The 15,551-nt window shown below is 47.8% G+C and carries 9 protein-coding genes; 1 reads left to right on the top strand and 8 read right to left on the bottom strand.

Annotated elements, in window-relative coordinates:
* The first annotated feature begins 23 nt into the window (after positions 1-23).
* The gene (locus FCU94_RS06075) at positions 24-2,729 is read left to right on the top strand and encodes a glycoside hydrolase family 2 protein (protein WP_176287652.1); all 2,706 of its coding nucleotides are present in this window, start codon (positions 24-26) and stop codon (positions 2,727-2,729) included.
* A 97-nt stretch (positions 2,730-2,826) separates the two neighbouring features.
* Here the strand turns inward: FCU94_RS06075 and FCU94_RS06070 are convergent, their stop codons facing one another.
* The 8 genes from FCU94_RS06070 to FCU94_RS06030 all read right to left on the bottom strand — a co-directional run bounded on the left by FCU94_RS06070 (position 2,827) and on the right by FCU94_RS06030 (position 15,483).
* A complete protein-coding gene (locus FCU94_RS06070) occupies positions 2,827-4,023 on the bottom strand; it encodes an ROK family transcriptional regulator (RefSeq protein ID WP_176287651.1) in 1,197 nt (398 codons plus the stop codon).
* Positions 4,024-4,026: 3 nt separating this feature from the next.
* On the bottom strand, positions 4,027-6,030 hold the full coding sequence (locus tag FCU94_RS06065) for a methyl-accepting chemotaxis protein (RefSeq protein ID WP_176287650.1): 2,004 nt from the start codon (positions 6,028-6,030) through the stop codon (positions 4,027-4,029).
* 117 nt (positions 6,031-6,147) lie between these two features.
* Positions 6,148-7,821: a dipeptide ABC transporter ATP-binding protein gene (locus tag FCU94_RS06060; RefSeq protein ID WP_176287649.1), complete on the bottom strand. Its 1,674-nt coding sequence runs from the start codon at positions 7,819-7,821 to the stop codon at positions 6,148-6,150.
* A gap of 9 nt (positions 7,822-7,830) precedes the next feature.
* Positions 7,831-9,006, bottom strand: coding sequence for an ABC transporter permease (locus tag FCU94_RS06055; protein ID WP_176287648.1), 1,176 nt, complete (start codon positions 9,004-9,006; stop codon positions 7,831-7,833).
* Between the two features lie 16 nt (positions 9,007-9,022).
* Positions 9,023-10,018: an ABC transporter permease gene (locus FCU94_RS06050; protein ID WP_176287647.1), complete on the bottom strand. Its 996-nt coding sequence runs from the start codon at positions 10,016-10,018 to the stop codon at positions 9,023-9,025.
* Between the two features lie 120 nt (positions 10,019-10,138).
* Positions 10,139-12,058 carry an ABC transporter substrate-binding protein gene (locus FCU94_RS06045; protein WP_176287646.1) on the bottom strand — a complete coding sequence of 640 codons (1,920 nt, stop codon included), beginning with the start codon at positions 12,056-12,058 and terminating at the stop codon, positions 10,139-10,141.
* Positions 12,042-13,736 carry a DUF2264 domain-containing protein gene (locus FCU94_RS06040; protein WP_176287645.1) on the bottom strand — a complete coding sequence of 565 codons (1,695 nt, stop codon included), beginning with the start codon at positions 13,734-13,736 and terminating at the stop codon, positions 12,042-12,044. Before FCU94_RS06040 ends, FCU94_RS06045 begins: the two co-directional genes overlap by 17 nt.
* Positions 13,737-14,280: 544 nt before the next feature.
* On the bottom strand, positions 14,281-15,483 hold the full coding sequence (locus FCU94_RS06030; RefSeq protein WP_176287644.1) for an anaerobic sulfatase maturase: 1,203 nt from the start codon (positions 15,481-15,483) through the stop codon (positions 14,281-14,283).
* Between the last annotated feature and the right edge of the window lie 68 nt (positions 15,484-15,551).

The raw sequence follows: 15,551 nt of genomic DNA, 5'->3' as shown, positions 1-15,551 counted from the left end.
GATACAAGCAGTAGGAGCATCACATGACGACACAGATAGAACAGACGAGTTGTCGATCACAACTCATCCGCCACACACCGACTTTATCGCTCGATTGCCAACGTGAGTTTTCTCATTCTGGTTTTTTCTCTATGCCAGATGCTTCGCGTCGTGTTTTCGACTTTAACGGCGGCTGGCTGTTCTATAAGGGCGATCAGTCCAACGCGAATCAACGGGCTTGTGATGACAAGAACTGGTCATTGGTTACCTTGCCACACTGTGTTGATCTACTCCCTGAGGATGCAAGTGGCACCATAAACTACCAAGGCATCGTGTGGTATCGAAAGCACTTTGCTCTTCCGGAGGAGTTGCAAAGTCAAAGAGTCGTGATTGATTTTGAAGCGATTCAAGGTAAATCAGAAGTGTGGATTAACGGAAAGCTTGTTGCATCGCGTCAAGAAGGTTTCTTGCCCCTAGTGATAGATGTGACGTCGTTCCTAGACTTTACTTCCAACAACGTCATCGCGGTAAAGGCCGACAACAGTGACGACCCCAATTACCCAGCGGGGAAAAATCAATATGAGTTAGATTTTACTTACCTTGGGGGGATCTATCGTGATGTTTGGCTTTATTCCACAAATCAGATTCATTTTGGACATGAAGGGTTAGCGACTTCAGCGGAATTCAATAGCAAAAACGCCGGACTGAGAGTGCGTTATCACGATATCACCAAACAGAGCGCCGCAATCACCCTGGATATGCAGGTGGTCAACCAAACGAATACTGCGCACCCTATCACGCTGGAATGCGCGTTGACCTCGTGCCAAACCGGGGACACGGCTGTGATACATTCCGCCGAGGCTTTGCTTGAAACTCATGATCAAACCGTTACCTATCACTTGCACCTTGATCAGCCCGAACTTTGGCACCCAGATACTCCCAACCTGTACTGGCTAGACTGCCGCATCTTTGATATTTCTGGGCAACAGCTCGATAGTACTCGATTAAGAATTGGCATTCGCTCTCTCGAACTCAGAGGCAAAGAGGGCCTTTATATTAACGGCGAAGCGTACCAAGAAAAACTGATCGGCGTGAATCGCCATCAATACTACGCTCACATTGGGACGGCACTTAGCAATAGTCAGCATTGGAGTGATGTAAAAAAACTTAAAGATGCCGGCCTCTCGGTTATTCGAACCGCCCATTACCCGCAAGATCCAGCGTTTCTTGATGCCGCAGATCAACTGGGGGTTCTAGTCATTCAGCCCTCCATTGGCTGGCAGTTCTGGAACGACGACCCTAGATTTGTTGCTCAAGCAAAACAAAACGTTCGAGAAAAAATACGCCGAGACCGCAACCGCGCATGCCTGTGGATGTTTGAACCGGCTCTGAACGAAACCCATCAACCTGACTGGTTTTTAAACGAGCTACACCAAATCGTTCACCAAGAAATGGACGATAGTACTTGGGTTCCACTCGATAGCTATATCGATTGCCCTCAAGCCAGAGAGGTGATGTATGCGCACCCCAACCAAATCCAAGATGGTCAAACTGACAACGGGCAGTTCCACTACCCTGCGGAGCTCCATGTTCCTGTATTCACAAGAGAATGGGGCGACAACGTTGACGACTGGAATTCTCATAACTCAAATAGCCGAGTACACCGCAGTTGGGGGGAGCAAGCACAAATAGTTCAAGCCCTGCACTACGCCATCGGTTCAGATAACTCAGGTCATGAATATGCCACTAATCTCAACGTGCTGCACCAATCGCCACGACAACACATTGGTGGCACTATGTGGCACGGTTTTGACCACCAGCGAGGTTATCATCCAGAGCAGTTTTGGGGAGGCATTATGGATGCGTTTCGCCAAGATAAATATAGTTATCACGTGTTTATGGCACAGCGTAATCCAAACAAAACACACCCAATTTGCCAATCAGGCTACCATCTAAAAATTTTGCACGAAGCGACGCCTATCTCGGGTTCCGATATCGTCGTGGTGGCCAATGTTGATAGAATCGAACTTAGTGTCGCAGGTCAGGTTGTGGGTACACAAGTGGTCAAAAACCCTCAAGTCGGCATCCCATTTTTACCCGCTATTTTTAAAGATGCTTTTGACTTTATGGACTTCAAACGTCTGCACCGCGAAGAAAAGTTCGCACAGGCCTGTATCATTGCTCACGGCTATGTGGGCGAAGAGTGCGTCATCTCTGAAGTTAAGTATCCAGCAAAACGTCCAACCCGTTTGCGCCTGAGGAGTTTCAATGCCTCACTCGTCGCCAACGGTTCAGATATTGCCACCATTATTGCTGAAGTCACCGACGAAGACGGGAACGTGAAGCGATTGGCTCGCCACCAAATCAAGTTCGAGGTTTACGGAGAAGCGAGCTTAATAGACGCAGACAATATTTTCGCCAATCCAAGAGCCACTGAGTGGGGCAGCGCACCCGCTTTGATTCGTACCACTCAAATTGCCGGTAAAGTGCTGGTTGTAGCGCGTCCTGTCAACGAAGGGATAAATACGCTGGTACCTGCTCTCCTAGAACTGGAGACTAGGCCTAACCCATATGCCACATTACAGTGTGTATCACCCACTCAGTCATTACACAGCGCTGAGCAGCTAACCAACATCAAACGCTCTTTCGCTGAAGAGGTTGAAACACGTATCGCTCGCAACACCTATATAAGAGCCAAGCTACGAGGTGTGGAGCTACAACAATCTGACTGCGGAGAGTTTCATTTCTAGCCTATTACGCCAACTTACCCAGTTGGCGTTTTTATTAAACCCATCCGCCGCGCGGTTTTGGCTTTGTCCTAGATAAACAGGCCATCGCCAATACCGCTCAAGTGAGCGAGCGATACACGCCGTCCTGGTTCATACTCTGTTCGATATAGAGATAAGCCAACCCTCTGGTTTGCTGGGCAAGTGACAACTCGCCAAACATCACTTGAGTTTGATGCTTAAGCAAATTGTCATGGTTATAGAAAGGATGTGAACAGACAGTGTCTCGAATGCGAGTGAGCCAAGCGTCACCCAGTGCACATAACCTTCCGTACAATACTATCTGCTCTACCTCGACCAAGTTTAAGCAGTTACTCAGTGTTCGACCAATGGCGTTCACTGCGTTTTCACTTAAAAGCATCGCCTGAGGATGATTTGCTACGACCGCGTCGATAAAGCTTTTGTTTCCCTTACCCCCTTGTTGTAAAACGTCATTCCATGCTTTTTGCAGTGCAGACAGCGAAGCAACCGTTTCCAAGCAACCTGTCTGACCGCAGCCACACCGCTGACCTTCGATATCCACCAAGGTGTGTCCAATTTCACCATTCGAGTGAGAACGCCCACGGGATACCTGCTCATCGACAATAAACGCCGAGCCGATCCCGAAATCTAAATTCACCACGCAGAAATGTTCAGAACGTTGACTTTGCCATTTTTCTGCCAAAGCTAACCCTACGCAGTCGTTTTCCACCATAACTTCGGTGCCTAAGCGCTGCGCCAACAAATATCGGCATTCAAACCCACCTTGCCAGTTAGCGAGTGGCATGTGCAATGATGCGCCGCTTTGTTTGTCGACTTTTCCGTGTAACCCTATCGCTATTCTTAGCGAACGCTGCTTACTCGCTTTCAACCCACTTGCGTAAACATCGCAGATGGCGTCAATCAGCTCTTTCGGCGTTTCAGCGTCAATCTCATACTCTGAAAGCGGGACCAACAGCTGAAAATCAGCCGCCACAATTAACGCGACGATTTTTTTAGGCGAGACATTTAAACACAGAATTGGGTCATGTTTATTGCTCAGCGCGTACATACCCGCACTGTTGCCTCGGCCATGAACGTTCTCGGAGTGAAGCATGATTTTGGACTCCGCATCTAAATCTGAGAGTATTTTGCTCACTGCGGGAATAGAAAGCTGAGTCCGTAACGCCAGCTCTGATTTGCTCAACGGGCCACTTTTCGCTAAATGGGTTAAAATGGCGCGCTTGTTATGAACTCGAATCGCACTGTTAGCGAGCCCTACTCCTTGTCGTAACCACATAGCTCACCCCAGCTTATAGTGCTCAATCAGTTCAAGTTGCTTGACGGAGAGCTCCTGCAGCATCTGTCCATTGTCGGTGACCTGAACCGCTCCTTTTGAATTAGCCAGTGCGATGTCAGAAATTCGACTGATGTTTTTAGCGATATCTATCGCTGTGTTTTGTTGCTGTTCGGTGGCCGTCGCAATATGCGCACCAAGCTGCGTCAACTCAGAGATTGAGGCTTGAATGCCTTGCATGACACGACTGGTTTGATTCGACGACTCGCGTGAATTTTGCATATAAAGGTGGCATTGCCCCACCTGCGCCACCGCTTGTGCTACGGAGTCATGCAACTGTTTAATCATGGTATGGATTTCTTGCGTTGAACGCCCGGTGCGACTCGCTAACTCCCTCACTTCATCGGCAACAACAGCAAAACCACGCCCCATACTACCTGCGCGAGCGGCCTCTATCGCTGCATTCAACGCCAGCAAGTTGGTTTGATCGGCAATCGTTTGGATCACTTCCAGCACGCGGCCAATATCGCCACTCACCTCATTCACACGAGTAATGGCATCCGTTGAAGACTGCAATGCTTGTGACAGTTGGTCTTGAGTGTTTAGATTCGCCTCAGTTTGCCTTTGTCCATTGACGACCGATTGTTCAATTTCAGTCAGCTGACTTTGACTCGAGCGCGTCGCGGTCGAGACTTCCGTCACCGACGCTTCCATTTCGTTCATTGCTGCCGCGACACTTTCGGTTTCGACGCGCTGAGATTCCAATGATGATTGACTTTCACTGGCGGTCATTTGGTTTTGGCTGGCAAGTTGATGTTGTTGGTGAGAAACCGATTGAACGGACGCGACCAAACGCTGCAACGTATTGATCATATGGTCAACCGAGTCAGACAACTCACCAAACTCATCACGGCTGTGGATGCCGGTCGTTTCAGTTAAGTCTCCGTTTTCTACCCGGCTCAGCGACGCTTTTAGTTTGCATAGCGCCTGACGAATATCACGACTCAGAGAGAGAGCCACAATCGTGACAGCAATCACTGAGGCCAGAGTCACCAACATTACCAAATTTTCACCGTGCGCTTGCATTTGGTTTGCTTCAGCCATCTGTACGACTGACAACTGTCTTAACTGCTCAGATTGTTGAACAAGTTGATCGATCAAATCTGCGGTTTCGGTTTGAACGGTATTGACCAGTGTGGCTATCCGCTGTTGGGCTAACATGGCATGGTAATGCTTGGCTAACGCGCCTTGCTCATCCGTTGCATGAGCGATAACCGCCGTTAAAAGTGTTTGGTCACGTTTGGTATAGCTTCTTGAGGTTTTAGCTAATGATTGGCTTGTTTTAATGATCCGTTCGGCAATGGCTCGATTCTTTTTAATCAGCTCGCCAATCGCGGCGGCTGATCTCGATTTTAACCCTTTTTCGGTGTTAAAAATCAGCGAGTCAATCGTCGTCACCAAACTGTTGGCCATAAAGCTGGCGTTCATATCATCTACCGAGCCAGATAAGCCATACGCGACCCGCTTCATCTTGGCGCTTTCTAAAGCAAACTGCGCCGACTGACGCTCGACCCAATGTTCGATGTCCATCGTTTTCTGGTACTGGTCAAATAAATCTAACGTGTTTGAAAACAGCGCAATATCGTGGGGAATCTTATTTAACTCGATGTGATACTTATCGAGTTCGACATGCATAGCGTCTAACTCGATTAGTTTTTGCTGATATAACTCGTCACTCGCCAAAAATTGCGTTTTGATTTCGTTGTGTACATCAACATCATGAGCGGTGAAATAAGAGTTAACCAGAGCCTGAGTCGTTAGCAAGTGAACCGTAATGCGATTAAGCTCAACCAGGTATGGGGAGATCACCTGAGTGACCACATGCGTGCGCTCTGATTGCAAATTACCTTGCAGCAAGCTGACACCAGTAATCGATATCATCGCCAAAAGCAACAGACTAAAGCTGACATAGATACGCCTAACAATAGACAGATTCTGCCAATACTTCATAGACAACCTCAAATTTTAATTCGTATTCATATAACTAGAGTATTCAGGGTAAAAAGGCCGCAAAAAGCGGCCTTTGTTCACACAATTTAAAGTCACGACGACAGTCGCTATCGAACTTTACGCCACGTCTTTAGGAAGCTCAGCCACAGGGACTGCAGCAATCAACCTTTGTGTGTAAGGGTCTTGAGGGTTGTGAATGACCTCGTTGATTGTCCCTTGCTCCATAATGGTGCCGTGTTGCAAAACGATCACTCGGTCACAGAAGTACTTCACGGTTGCGATGTCGTGAGTAATCAAAATGAATGAAGTACCAAACTCGTTTTGGAATTCAATCAAGAGATCCAGTACCTGAGCACGGAGTGATACGTCCAATGCCGCCGTCGCTTCATCGGCAATAATCAGCTTAGGTATCGTCACCAAAGCGCGAGCGATAACGATACGCTGGCGTTGCCCCCCCGAGAACGCATGAGGATAGCGACTAGAGAACTCAGCAGGCAGGCCGACGCGGCTCATCATGTTACGCACACGTTCTTTGCGTTCTTGAGCACTCATTTCCGTGCGAAGTAATTTTAATGGCTCTTCGATAATTTCCGCGACCGTCATACGAGGATTTAACGATGACCAAGGGTCTTGGAAAATCAAACGAAGGTCAGCGAACAAAGGATCGCGCTTGATACGCTTGTAATCTGCCAGCTCAAGATCGATGCCATTCTTCTCATCGACGTAACGAATGTCACCTGAAGTCGCAGGTTGCATACCTAAAATGGCGCGACCCAAGGTGCTTTTCCCTGAACCAGATTCGCCAACAATCCCCAAAGACTCACCGGGATGTAACGTCAAGGTCGCATTGTTTACCGCAGTCATAAACTGTGTTTTCTCAAACATTTTGCTCGGTTTTTCAAATACTTTCGTGACACTATTGACATCTAATAGTGGTGTTTGGCCTTGATAGACAAACGGTCTTTTAACTTTGGACGGTAACTCAAGCGCACGCGTCGCATTCATAAGCTTAATCGTATAAGGATGCTCCGGCTCTTCAAAGATTTGGCGAACCTCGCCCTGCTCAACAACAACGCCTTTTTCCATTACAACGACGCGGTCTGAAATCTGTGCGACTACGCCCAAATCGTGGGTAATAAACAAGATAGCCATGCCAATCTCTTGTTGAAGTTTGGCAAACAGCTCCAAGATTTCAGCCTGAGTTGTCACATCTAGCGCGGTGGTGGGTTCATCCGCGATGAGCACATCTGGACGGCTTGCGATGGCCATAGCAATCACCACACGCTGACGCTGACCGCCAGAAAGCTGGAACGAATACTTGTTGATCAAGCTCTCTGGCTCAGGCATTTGCACCTGATTTAACAGCTCGAGTGCCCGTTCATGTGCTTTCTGTTTTGTAATACTCGGGTCAACAAGACACAACACTTCTTTAATCTGATCGCCAACGGTATGTACCGGACTAAGTGCCGCCATTGGCTCTTGCGAGACTAACGAGAAATTGAAGCGGCGCAGGTTGCGCATTTCTTCACTACGTGGATGCAAGGTGGTGATATCAACAATCGATCCATCTGTGTGGTAAAGAATTTCCCCTGAGTCGATTCTGCCCGGTTTGTCGAGAAGTTGAAGGATCGCGCTAGTTGTCACCGATTTACCAGAGCCTGACTCACCGATAACCGACAAGGTTTCCCCACGATTCAAATCAAACGATACGTTTTTAACAGCGTGGAATGTTTCCATCGTTGTTGGGAAGCTGACGTTAAGCTCTTTAACTTCAAGAATTTTTTCCGCCATTTTAAATACCTATTTTGCACCTTGTTCGTGGTAAGGGTCGCAGGCGTCTCGTAAACCGTCACCTACAAAGTTCATCGCTAGAATGGCAATAACCACACTTGCCGCTGGAATTAACAGCCAGATTGCATCCGCAAGAGCACGAATGTTTTGCGCTTCTTGTAACAATACCCCCCAACTCACCATAGGTGGTTGAAGACCGAGACCTAAGAAGCTGAGTGCGGTTTCACCCAAAATCATGCCCGGAATAGCCAACGTAACCACCGCGATGATATGGCTTAAGAAGTTTGGCACCATGTAGCGACGGATAATTTCAAATGGCGTGTTGCCATCTAGCCATGCGGCTGCGACGTACTCTTCACTCTTCAATGACATGAAACGACTACGGACAACACGAGCCATATCCGGCCACGCAACCAAACCGAGAATGATAGTGATCAAGAAATAACGCTGTAGCGAGCTCCAATCACTAGGCAGTGATGCACCCAGCGCCATCCAAAGCGGCAGTGTCGGAATCGATTTGACGATCTCCATAGCACGCTGAATGAAGTTATCCACTTTTCCGCCAAAGTAACCGGAGATACCACCGATGAGAATGCCGATGAAGAACGTAAAGAACACACCAATCAGACCGACCGATAATGAGATACGCGCACCGTGAACTAAGCGCGATAACATATCACGGCCCATTCGGTCAGAACCGAGGATAAAGAAAGGATCACGTTTGTTATGTGGTACCAACAGTTTGTACTTCATTGGAATGAAACCCGCCAAGGTGTAGGGTTCTACCTCACCAAAAAATTCGAAGTAGATTTTTTTCGCGGGATCTTCTTTGAAGTGACGTTTCAATGAACGCATGTCTGTGGTCACTTCATAGCCAATCAAATGCGGGGCCCAGCCCCAACCGTCATCGGTTTTTTCAAATAAGTTGACTTCTTGTGGTGGCGCGTAAGTGTATCGACGCCAGTTCTCACTTGGCTCAAACGGCGCAAAGAATTCGGCAAATGCGGCGACGAAATAAATCAGCGCTAGGAACCACATGCTATACCAAGCCAGTTTGTGACGGCGTAACTTAATGCCTATCAGTTGCCAAGCTGTCGCTTCGGTGAGATCAATTTGTTTTTTCTTTCGCTTCCAAACTCGAGCAAACATGCTATTGGAAGGCGCAGTTTCAATATTCACTGTCATTATGGTAATTCCTCGGTTAAAGACCAGCGCGCACGCGAGGGTCTACCCAATACATGATGAGGTCAGAAATAATGGTGCCGATAATCGTCAAACTAGACATCAGCAGAAGAATGTCGCCTGCGAGATACATATCTTGGTTACGTAACGCGCTAAGCATGGTTGGGCCCATGGTTGGGATGTTCAGTACTTGGCTCACAATGACGTCCGCACTGATAAGCAAAGGCAACTGCCAACCAATGGTCGCAGCCAATGGCAAACATGCAACGCGAATAGGATATTTCACCAACAGTGTTAGTTCTTTCTGTCCTTTAGCACGTGCCGTTTTTACATAAGGTTTGGTTAACTCGTCGAGTAAGTTAGCGCGCATGATACGGATAATCCCTGCCATACCCGCGGTACCTGCTACAACGATGTAGAGCCAACTGCGACTGACCCCGTCCATAAACTTATCAAAACTCATAGGTTCACTAATGTACTCGGGCGAGTACAAACCAGACAGCATGACGTCAAAGGAGTGGTAACCAATCAACAGGGCGACAATGGCGATAACAAAGTTTGGTGTCGCCATACCGATGAAGCCGAAGATCGTCGCAATGTAATCTCCAATCGAGTATTGACGCAGTGCTGAATACACACCAATAGGAATCGCTAAAAGAAATTTGAATACCAGTACCGCACTAGCAAGGAGAATAGTCGGTAACAGAGTGGGCTGAATATTATCCCAAACCGGTTTGTTGTTGACCAAAGAAAGCCCTAAGTCACCGGTTAATAGCCCGCCAGCCCAGCTCAGATAGCGCTCATACAACGGTTTATCTAAGCCAAACATTTCACGCAAAACAAGGATTTGCTCTGGATCGACGTCTTGGCCCATAGCGGCCATTTCGGCGATTTTTGCAGACGCAAAATCACCTGGCGGTAAATCAATAACGACAAAAACTAAAATTGAAACGACTAGCAAAGTGGTAAATACCGCGGCTAATCTATGTCCAATATACAGAAAAAAACTGCTCATAATAATTCCTACATTTGCGAAATCGCAAACTGTTTTAACAAGAAGTTTGTTAGCCACAACTGCATAAGGCTGTGGCTAACAGGTCTGGTAATCACCACACCTTATCGCTAGCGGCTAGAGTTATTTTGACTCCTTCCAAAGCTGAGAGGTACGCATCGGGCCTGGTGAGGCGATACCGTATGAGTTGGGTACTTCTGTATCGGCGTTACGCACGCCTTCACGGATAACCACACCTTCATCCAAAGGTTGAACAGTACCAATCACGTAGAAGTTCTCTTTCGCGATATCAATGATTTGCTTCATCAATTCAGACTGTTCTTTATGCGATGCGGTTTTGCCCATTGCGCGGTAAAGCTCAATTTGCTTTTTAACGTGCGCCGGTGGCTCTACAGCGTTAGCGTGGGTGGTGTCTGTCATCCAGTAGTAGTAGCCAAGGCCCCAGGTTGATTCTGGATTCTGTGGCGCGTAGCTACGGAAAGTATCAAGCACACCGATGCCGCCATCACCTTTAGCAGGCACTAGGTCATATTCGTTCGCTAAACGTTGCGTCTGTAGGAAAGAGCCTTCAACAATGCGAATGTCTAGGAAAATACCCACCGCTTGCCAGTCTTTCTTAACCAGCTCAAGAATGTCGGTCATTTCGCCAACATGCTGTTGGTTAACTAACGCTTCGATACGCAGACGGTTACCATTTTTGTCTAAGCGGTAACCTTGTTCATCTTTATCCGCAAGACCGACTTTATCGAGCAATTGGTTGGCCAATTCTGGGTTGAACTCAGTAAACTGGGTTGCAAACTCTTCATCGTAGAAAGCACTACCTTCAGAAGGTGCTGCTTGATATCCATCGACAACGCCCGAGAAGATCGTTTCACTAATGCCGTCACGGTCAATCGCGTGAGACAAAGCAACACGGAAATCTTTGTTCGCGAATAGTTCACGTTTAACGGGATCTTTGTGCGTTTGGTTGAAGCCCAGAATTGCCGCGTTCATGCTGGTACTTGGGCGAGTCGCGTAGGTAAATTGACCTTTTTTCTCGTTTTCGATCAGCATTGGACGGTATTTGGCGACACCAATGTGGCGAGTTTGAAAATCAGTCTCACCCGCTGCAGCGCGAAGAACCATCTCTTCTTTATTCTCTGAGTAAGAGAAATACACACTGTCTAGATAAGGGAGTTGGTTACCTTCCGTATCCACTTGCCAGTAGTATGGGTTACGTTCCCAAACTGCGTATTGAGTTTGTGGGCCTGGAACCACTTTCACCTGCCACGCGTTAACTGTTGGACGGTCTGGGTTTTGGTAGCTTTCTTGGAAGTAAATCGCTCGACACTTAGTCTGGAAGTACTGTTGCCAACTGTCAAAGCCTGCCGCTTCAGCTTCGGCATTCACTTTAGGGTTAACTTCTGGCAGGTACTGCTCACAGTAGTGTTTTGGGAATTGAACGATGTTTGAGCCGTCGGTGTTCGCCAGCTTGCGGATAAACATACCATCTGCTTTTTTCAGCGAAATCTTGATGGTGTGTTTATCGACCACTTCACCGACCGCGTCTCCTGGTGCGCTTGCATATAGAGGTCGGTTGCCAGACCAATCTTCACGATTGATCAGTTCCAAATAGAAAGCAATGTCGTCGGCGGTAAATTCAGCGCCGTCTGACCATTTCACACCTTTACGTAAGCTGATCGTGTACTCAGTCAGATCATCATTGACGGTATAGCTGGTCGCAAGGTTAGGCTCGATACCCGTATAGTGACGGTTAAAGTTGAACAAGTTATCGTATTTCAACATACGCATACGGTGTCCGCGGTCTGCTTTTAAGCCAAGTAGACGCAGTTCACCGCCGTATTGACCAATAGAGTCAATAGGCTCAACCACCAATGGATTCTCTGGCAGACGCTCTACCACTGGTGGTAGCTGGCCTTTGTTAACCATCTCTTTAAGCTGAGGCGCTTCATTGTACGTTTCTGCAAAAGCAGAGACAGAAACCGAAGCCGCAATAGCAACGGCAACTTTACCGAGTAGAGGTATATTATTTGTATATTTCATCAGTCACTCCCTGATGTGATTTTTCTTGAGGGGATTCTTTTTTGCCGGCGTACACTTCAACTAGCAGACGCGACGTTCCTTGCGGGAACTGCCCAGTTATCACTGGAACGCTGGCGTGGGGAAAAAGTAAATTGGTGTTGGGCGCACACGGATAAACACGCGTTTCGCCAGGACCACTGACCAAAACCAGTTGGCTGTATAGACTGTCGGACTCCACTTTGGCTGCACGAGGCTCATCGTGACTAAACCATTGACTCCATGTATCAACTGCGTGCCCTGTCATCACAAAATCCAACGCTTGGTCGCAGGTCACCTGATTGAGTCGCACCTCTTTACCGTTGGAGAACATCTGCGTGGTTTCCACTTTACAGCCCGGAAAGGGTTGCCAAATAGATACGATGGAGTCATCGAGTGCGTAGGTTTCTAGATGACGCGAACGGCCAATCCACTGTTTGGTGTCGGGGTGACGAAACGCGAGAATGTTGTCACCTGCCCAGCCTTGTTCAATCCAACGGCTACTTTCGACACATAAACCATGATCAGAGCTGTAGGCAAACTTGGCGTATTTATCATCACAATGGCGCAATTCGGCAGAGCCAGCACTGTTAGTCAGCATGTACACCCCACCCCGTCTCATGAGCAAATGATTGGCAACTTTGACCGGGTGTTCGGTATCCACAAGCGGCGTTAACGACGCCTGCCAGAAGGGGTGTTGCTCAGGTAATGCCAGCGCATTAAAAGCTTTGAGTGCTAGCATTGGTGACGCATACGAGGTATAGAACTCGCTGCTCAATAGATTGGGATACGCAAAACCTGGTAGCAACTGGGCGTTATTGTCCCAGATAGGCTGCTCACTCCACCAGCCCATGGTCTGCTGCCAGCACGTTCTTGCCAGTGAGATATCGACATCAGGATGGCCACAGCGTGCCAGTTCAACCCAAAACGCAGCACCGGCAAAACGGTAGTTCAATGAGCGCCCGTAACAGAGCGGTTGACCATCTTGGCTAAACCAATATTGGTAACTGTCAGAAAACTCAATCGCGCGACGCACCAGAACCTGACTCAGTTCGCTGTTTGAATTGTCCCATCGCGCGTAAACCAGCGCATAAAGCTGAAAAGCAAACGGGTTGTAGTAGTCGACTACACCTGTAAGACCATCTTGGTACCAGCCGTTTGCTAAATACATGTCATTAAGAAACGCGAGATCTTGCTCAAGCACTGACTGCTCAATCTCGACACCCAATAGCGACAGAGCTTTTAAGATAAGAACTCGAAACCAACGCCAGTTGTTTGGCGGAAGCTCTAAATCAGCCACCGAGTTTAACCAAGCGGAAAGATGGGCACGCTGCTCGTTATCCAGTGGCTGCCAGTAAAGTTCGTTGGCATCAATAAGCGCAACAGCAATCGAAGACATCTCTACCACACGTTGGTCGTAATGCCCTGGAAACTGCCAAAAGTCTGGGTGAGATGGGTTGGTGCCGTTGGCGATCAATCGACGCAGTTCGACATGCACTGTACTCAGTTCATCGCCTGCAGGTACTGCGCCCCACATCAATCGACAAACATGCTCAATACCCGCAACCTCAGCAGTATAGTGCGCCGCACTATTGAAATTGGGCAGGTCTTGCGCCGTTCCACGAACAACGGCCACCTGACGTTCCACAATTACTTTTAGCATATTCATCGTTTCAGAACGGCCTATGCATCCCTGCGCCGTATCAGCCAAACAATTCAAACTTATTGCCACGGGTTACTCGCCTAACAACAAAATCATCAATGAGGTGAATTAAAACCTATTGAATTTAATTATTGAAACGCTTTTTTATATTTATGATATGAAGATCAAAACTACGTTTCATTTTTTTAGACCAACAGCTACTCAGCTCACAATTTTGCACTCGAAACACAAATATAATTAAAACGCCGTTTCAATTTATGGATTTGGAAGGTATGTGAATCTTGCTCTGTTACTGATGTAACAGACGCGCGCAGACATGTTTGGGGGGTTACGGCCATGACGTTGTCCGTACACCAAATATGGATAGACTTGCCGCAGACGATATGCGTTTTGACAACGCCTATTGTGCCTCTTCTGTTTGTACGCCACCGAGAAACGAGATGTGCCGTTAGACGATGCCAATCTGATTTCTCAGCTACCAAAACACCAACATATCTATATCGGTAAATGGCATATCGGTCATCTAAGTAAAGATTGCGCCAGCTTAGCTCTGGCGCATAAATCTGGCGTAATAAACAGGCGGTAGTCCACGCTGCAGGCAACGTCCCATGGCATCAAGATAAGGGCGTAAATGTGAAAAAAGTTGATAATACCCTTCACACAGGTAGTGCTTGGCTGAGATCGAGAGCTCGCCGCTTTCATCAATACGCTGCGCGGGACAAGCGCCATGACAAAGCGAGCGTTGGTCGCATTGCTGGCAGTGGGTTTGGCTACCCATCGGCTTTCGCGTAGAGAACTGCTGTTGAATCGGCGTTTCAATTAAGTCTGGATAATCGCGTTGATTGATGTTGCCCACTTTGAACTCTGGGTAGACAAAATGATCGCAGCTATAAACATCACCATTATGTTCAACCACAAGGTTTTCACCGCACTGAGGCGCATGCACACAGATAGACGACGGCAATCCCAAGTGCATACCAAGCGCATTATCAAAATGGCTGACGAACACCTTGCCGATGTCCTCTTTGCGCCACTGCTCAAACACATCGATCATAAACTGGCCAAACTGCGCCGGAGATACGCTGCGCTGGGAGACACCTCTGCCCTTTTCTGGCTCAACAATCGGGATAAACTGAATAAACGTCACCCCGAGTTGCTTTAGATGCTGATAGACCCGTTGGCCATGGTCGCCATTGTGATTCTGAATAACGGTCAGCACGTTGGTCTCGACCTGATGCTTTTGTAGCATCTGTAAACCGGCTATCACCTGACGATAAGAGCCAGCGCCGCTGCGGGTTTTGCGGTAGTGATCATGCAGTGCTTCGTCACCATCGATACTGATGCCGACCAAAAAATCGTGCTGCTTTAGAAAAGCAGCCCAAGTGTCGTTGATCAGTACACCATTGGTTTGCAGTGTGTTGATGATCTTCATTCCCGGACGCGCGTGCTTTTTTTGCAGCGCCACCGCTTGGCGGAAAAAGTCCAAGCCTCTGAGTGTGGGCTCTCCGCCTTGCCAGCCAAACGTGACTTCACGACACCCTGCCGGTTGACTCTCGATGTAATTTTTGACGTGCGCCTCAAGTGTGTTTTCCGTCATCGTAAACTGCTTAGATTGCGGGTAGTACTCGCTCTTATCCAAATAGAAGCAATACTCACAAGCGAGGTTACACAACGGACCTATCGGCTTAGACAGAATATGAAATGGTCGTTTGGCTTTCACTTTTCCAGTCGGTATCTGCAGTGGCATCTAACTCACCCTAGTCTTCTCATTTATGAATCTCCATTCTATTTTATTTTTAAAACAGCATTTCAAAT

Source organism: Vibrio sp. JPW-9-11-11, assembly GCF_013369335.1.
Lineage (GTDB): Bacteria > Pseudomonadota > Gammaproteobacteria > Enterobacterales > Vibrionaceae > Vibrio.
This window is presented reverse-complemented; position numbering and strand designations above follow the sequence as displayed.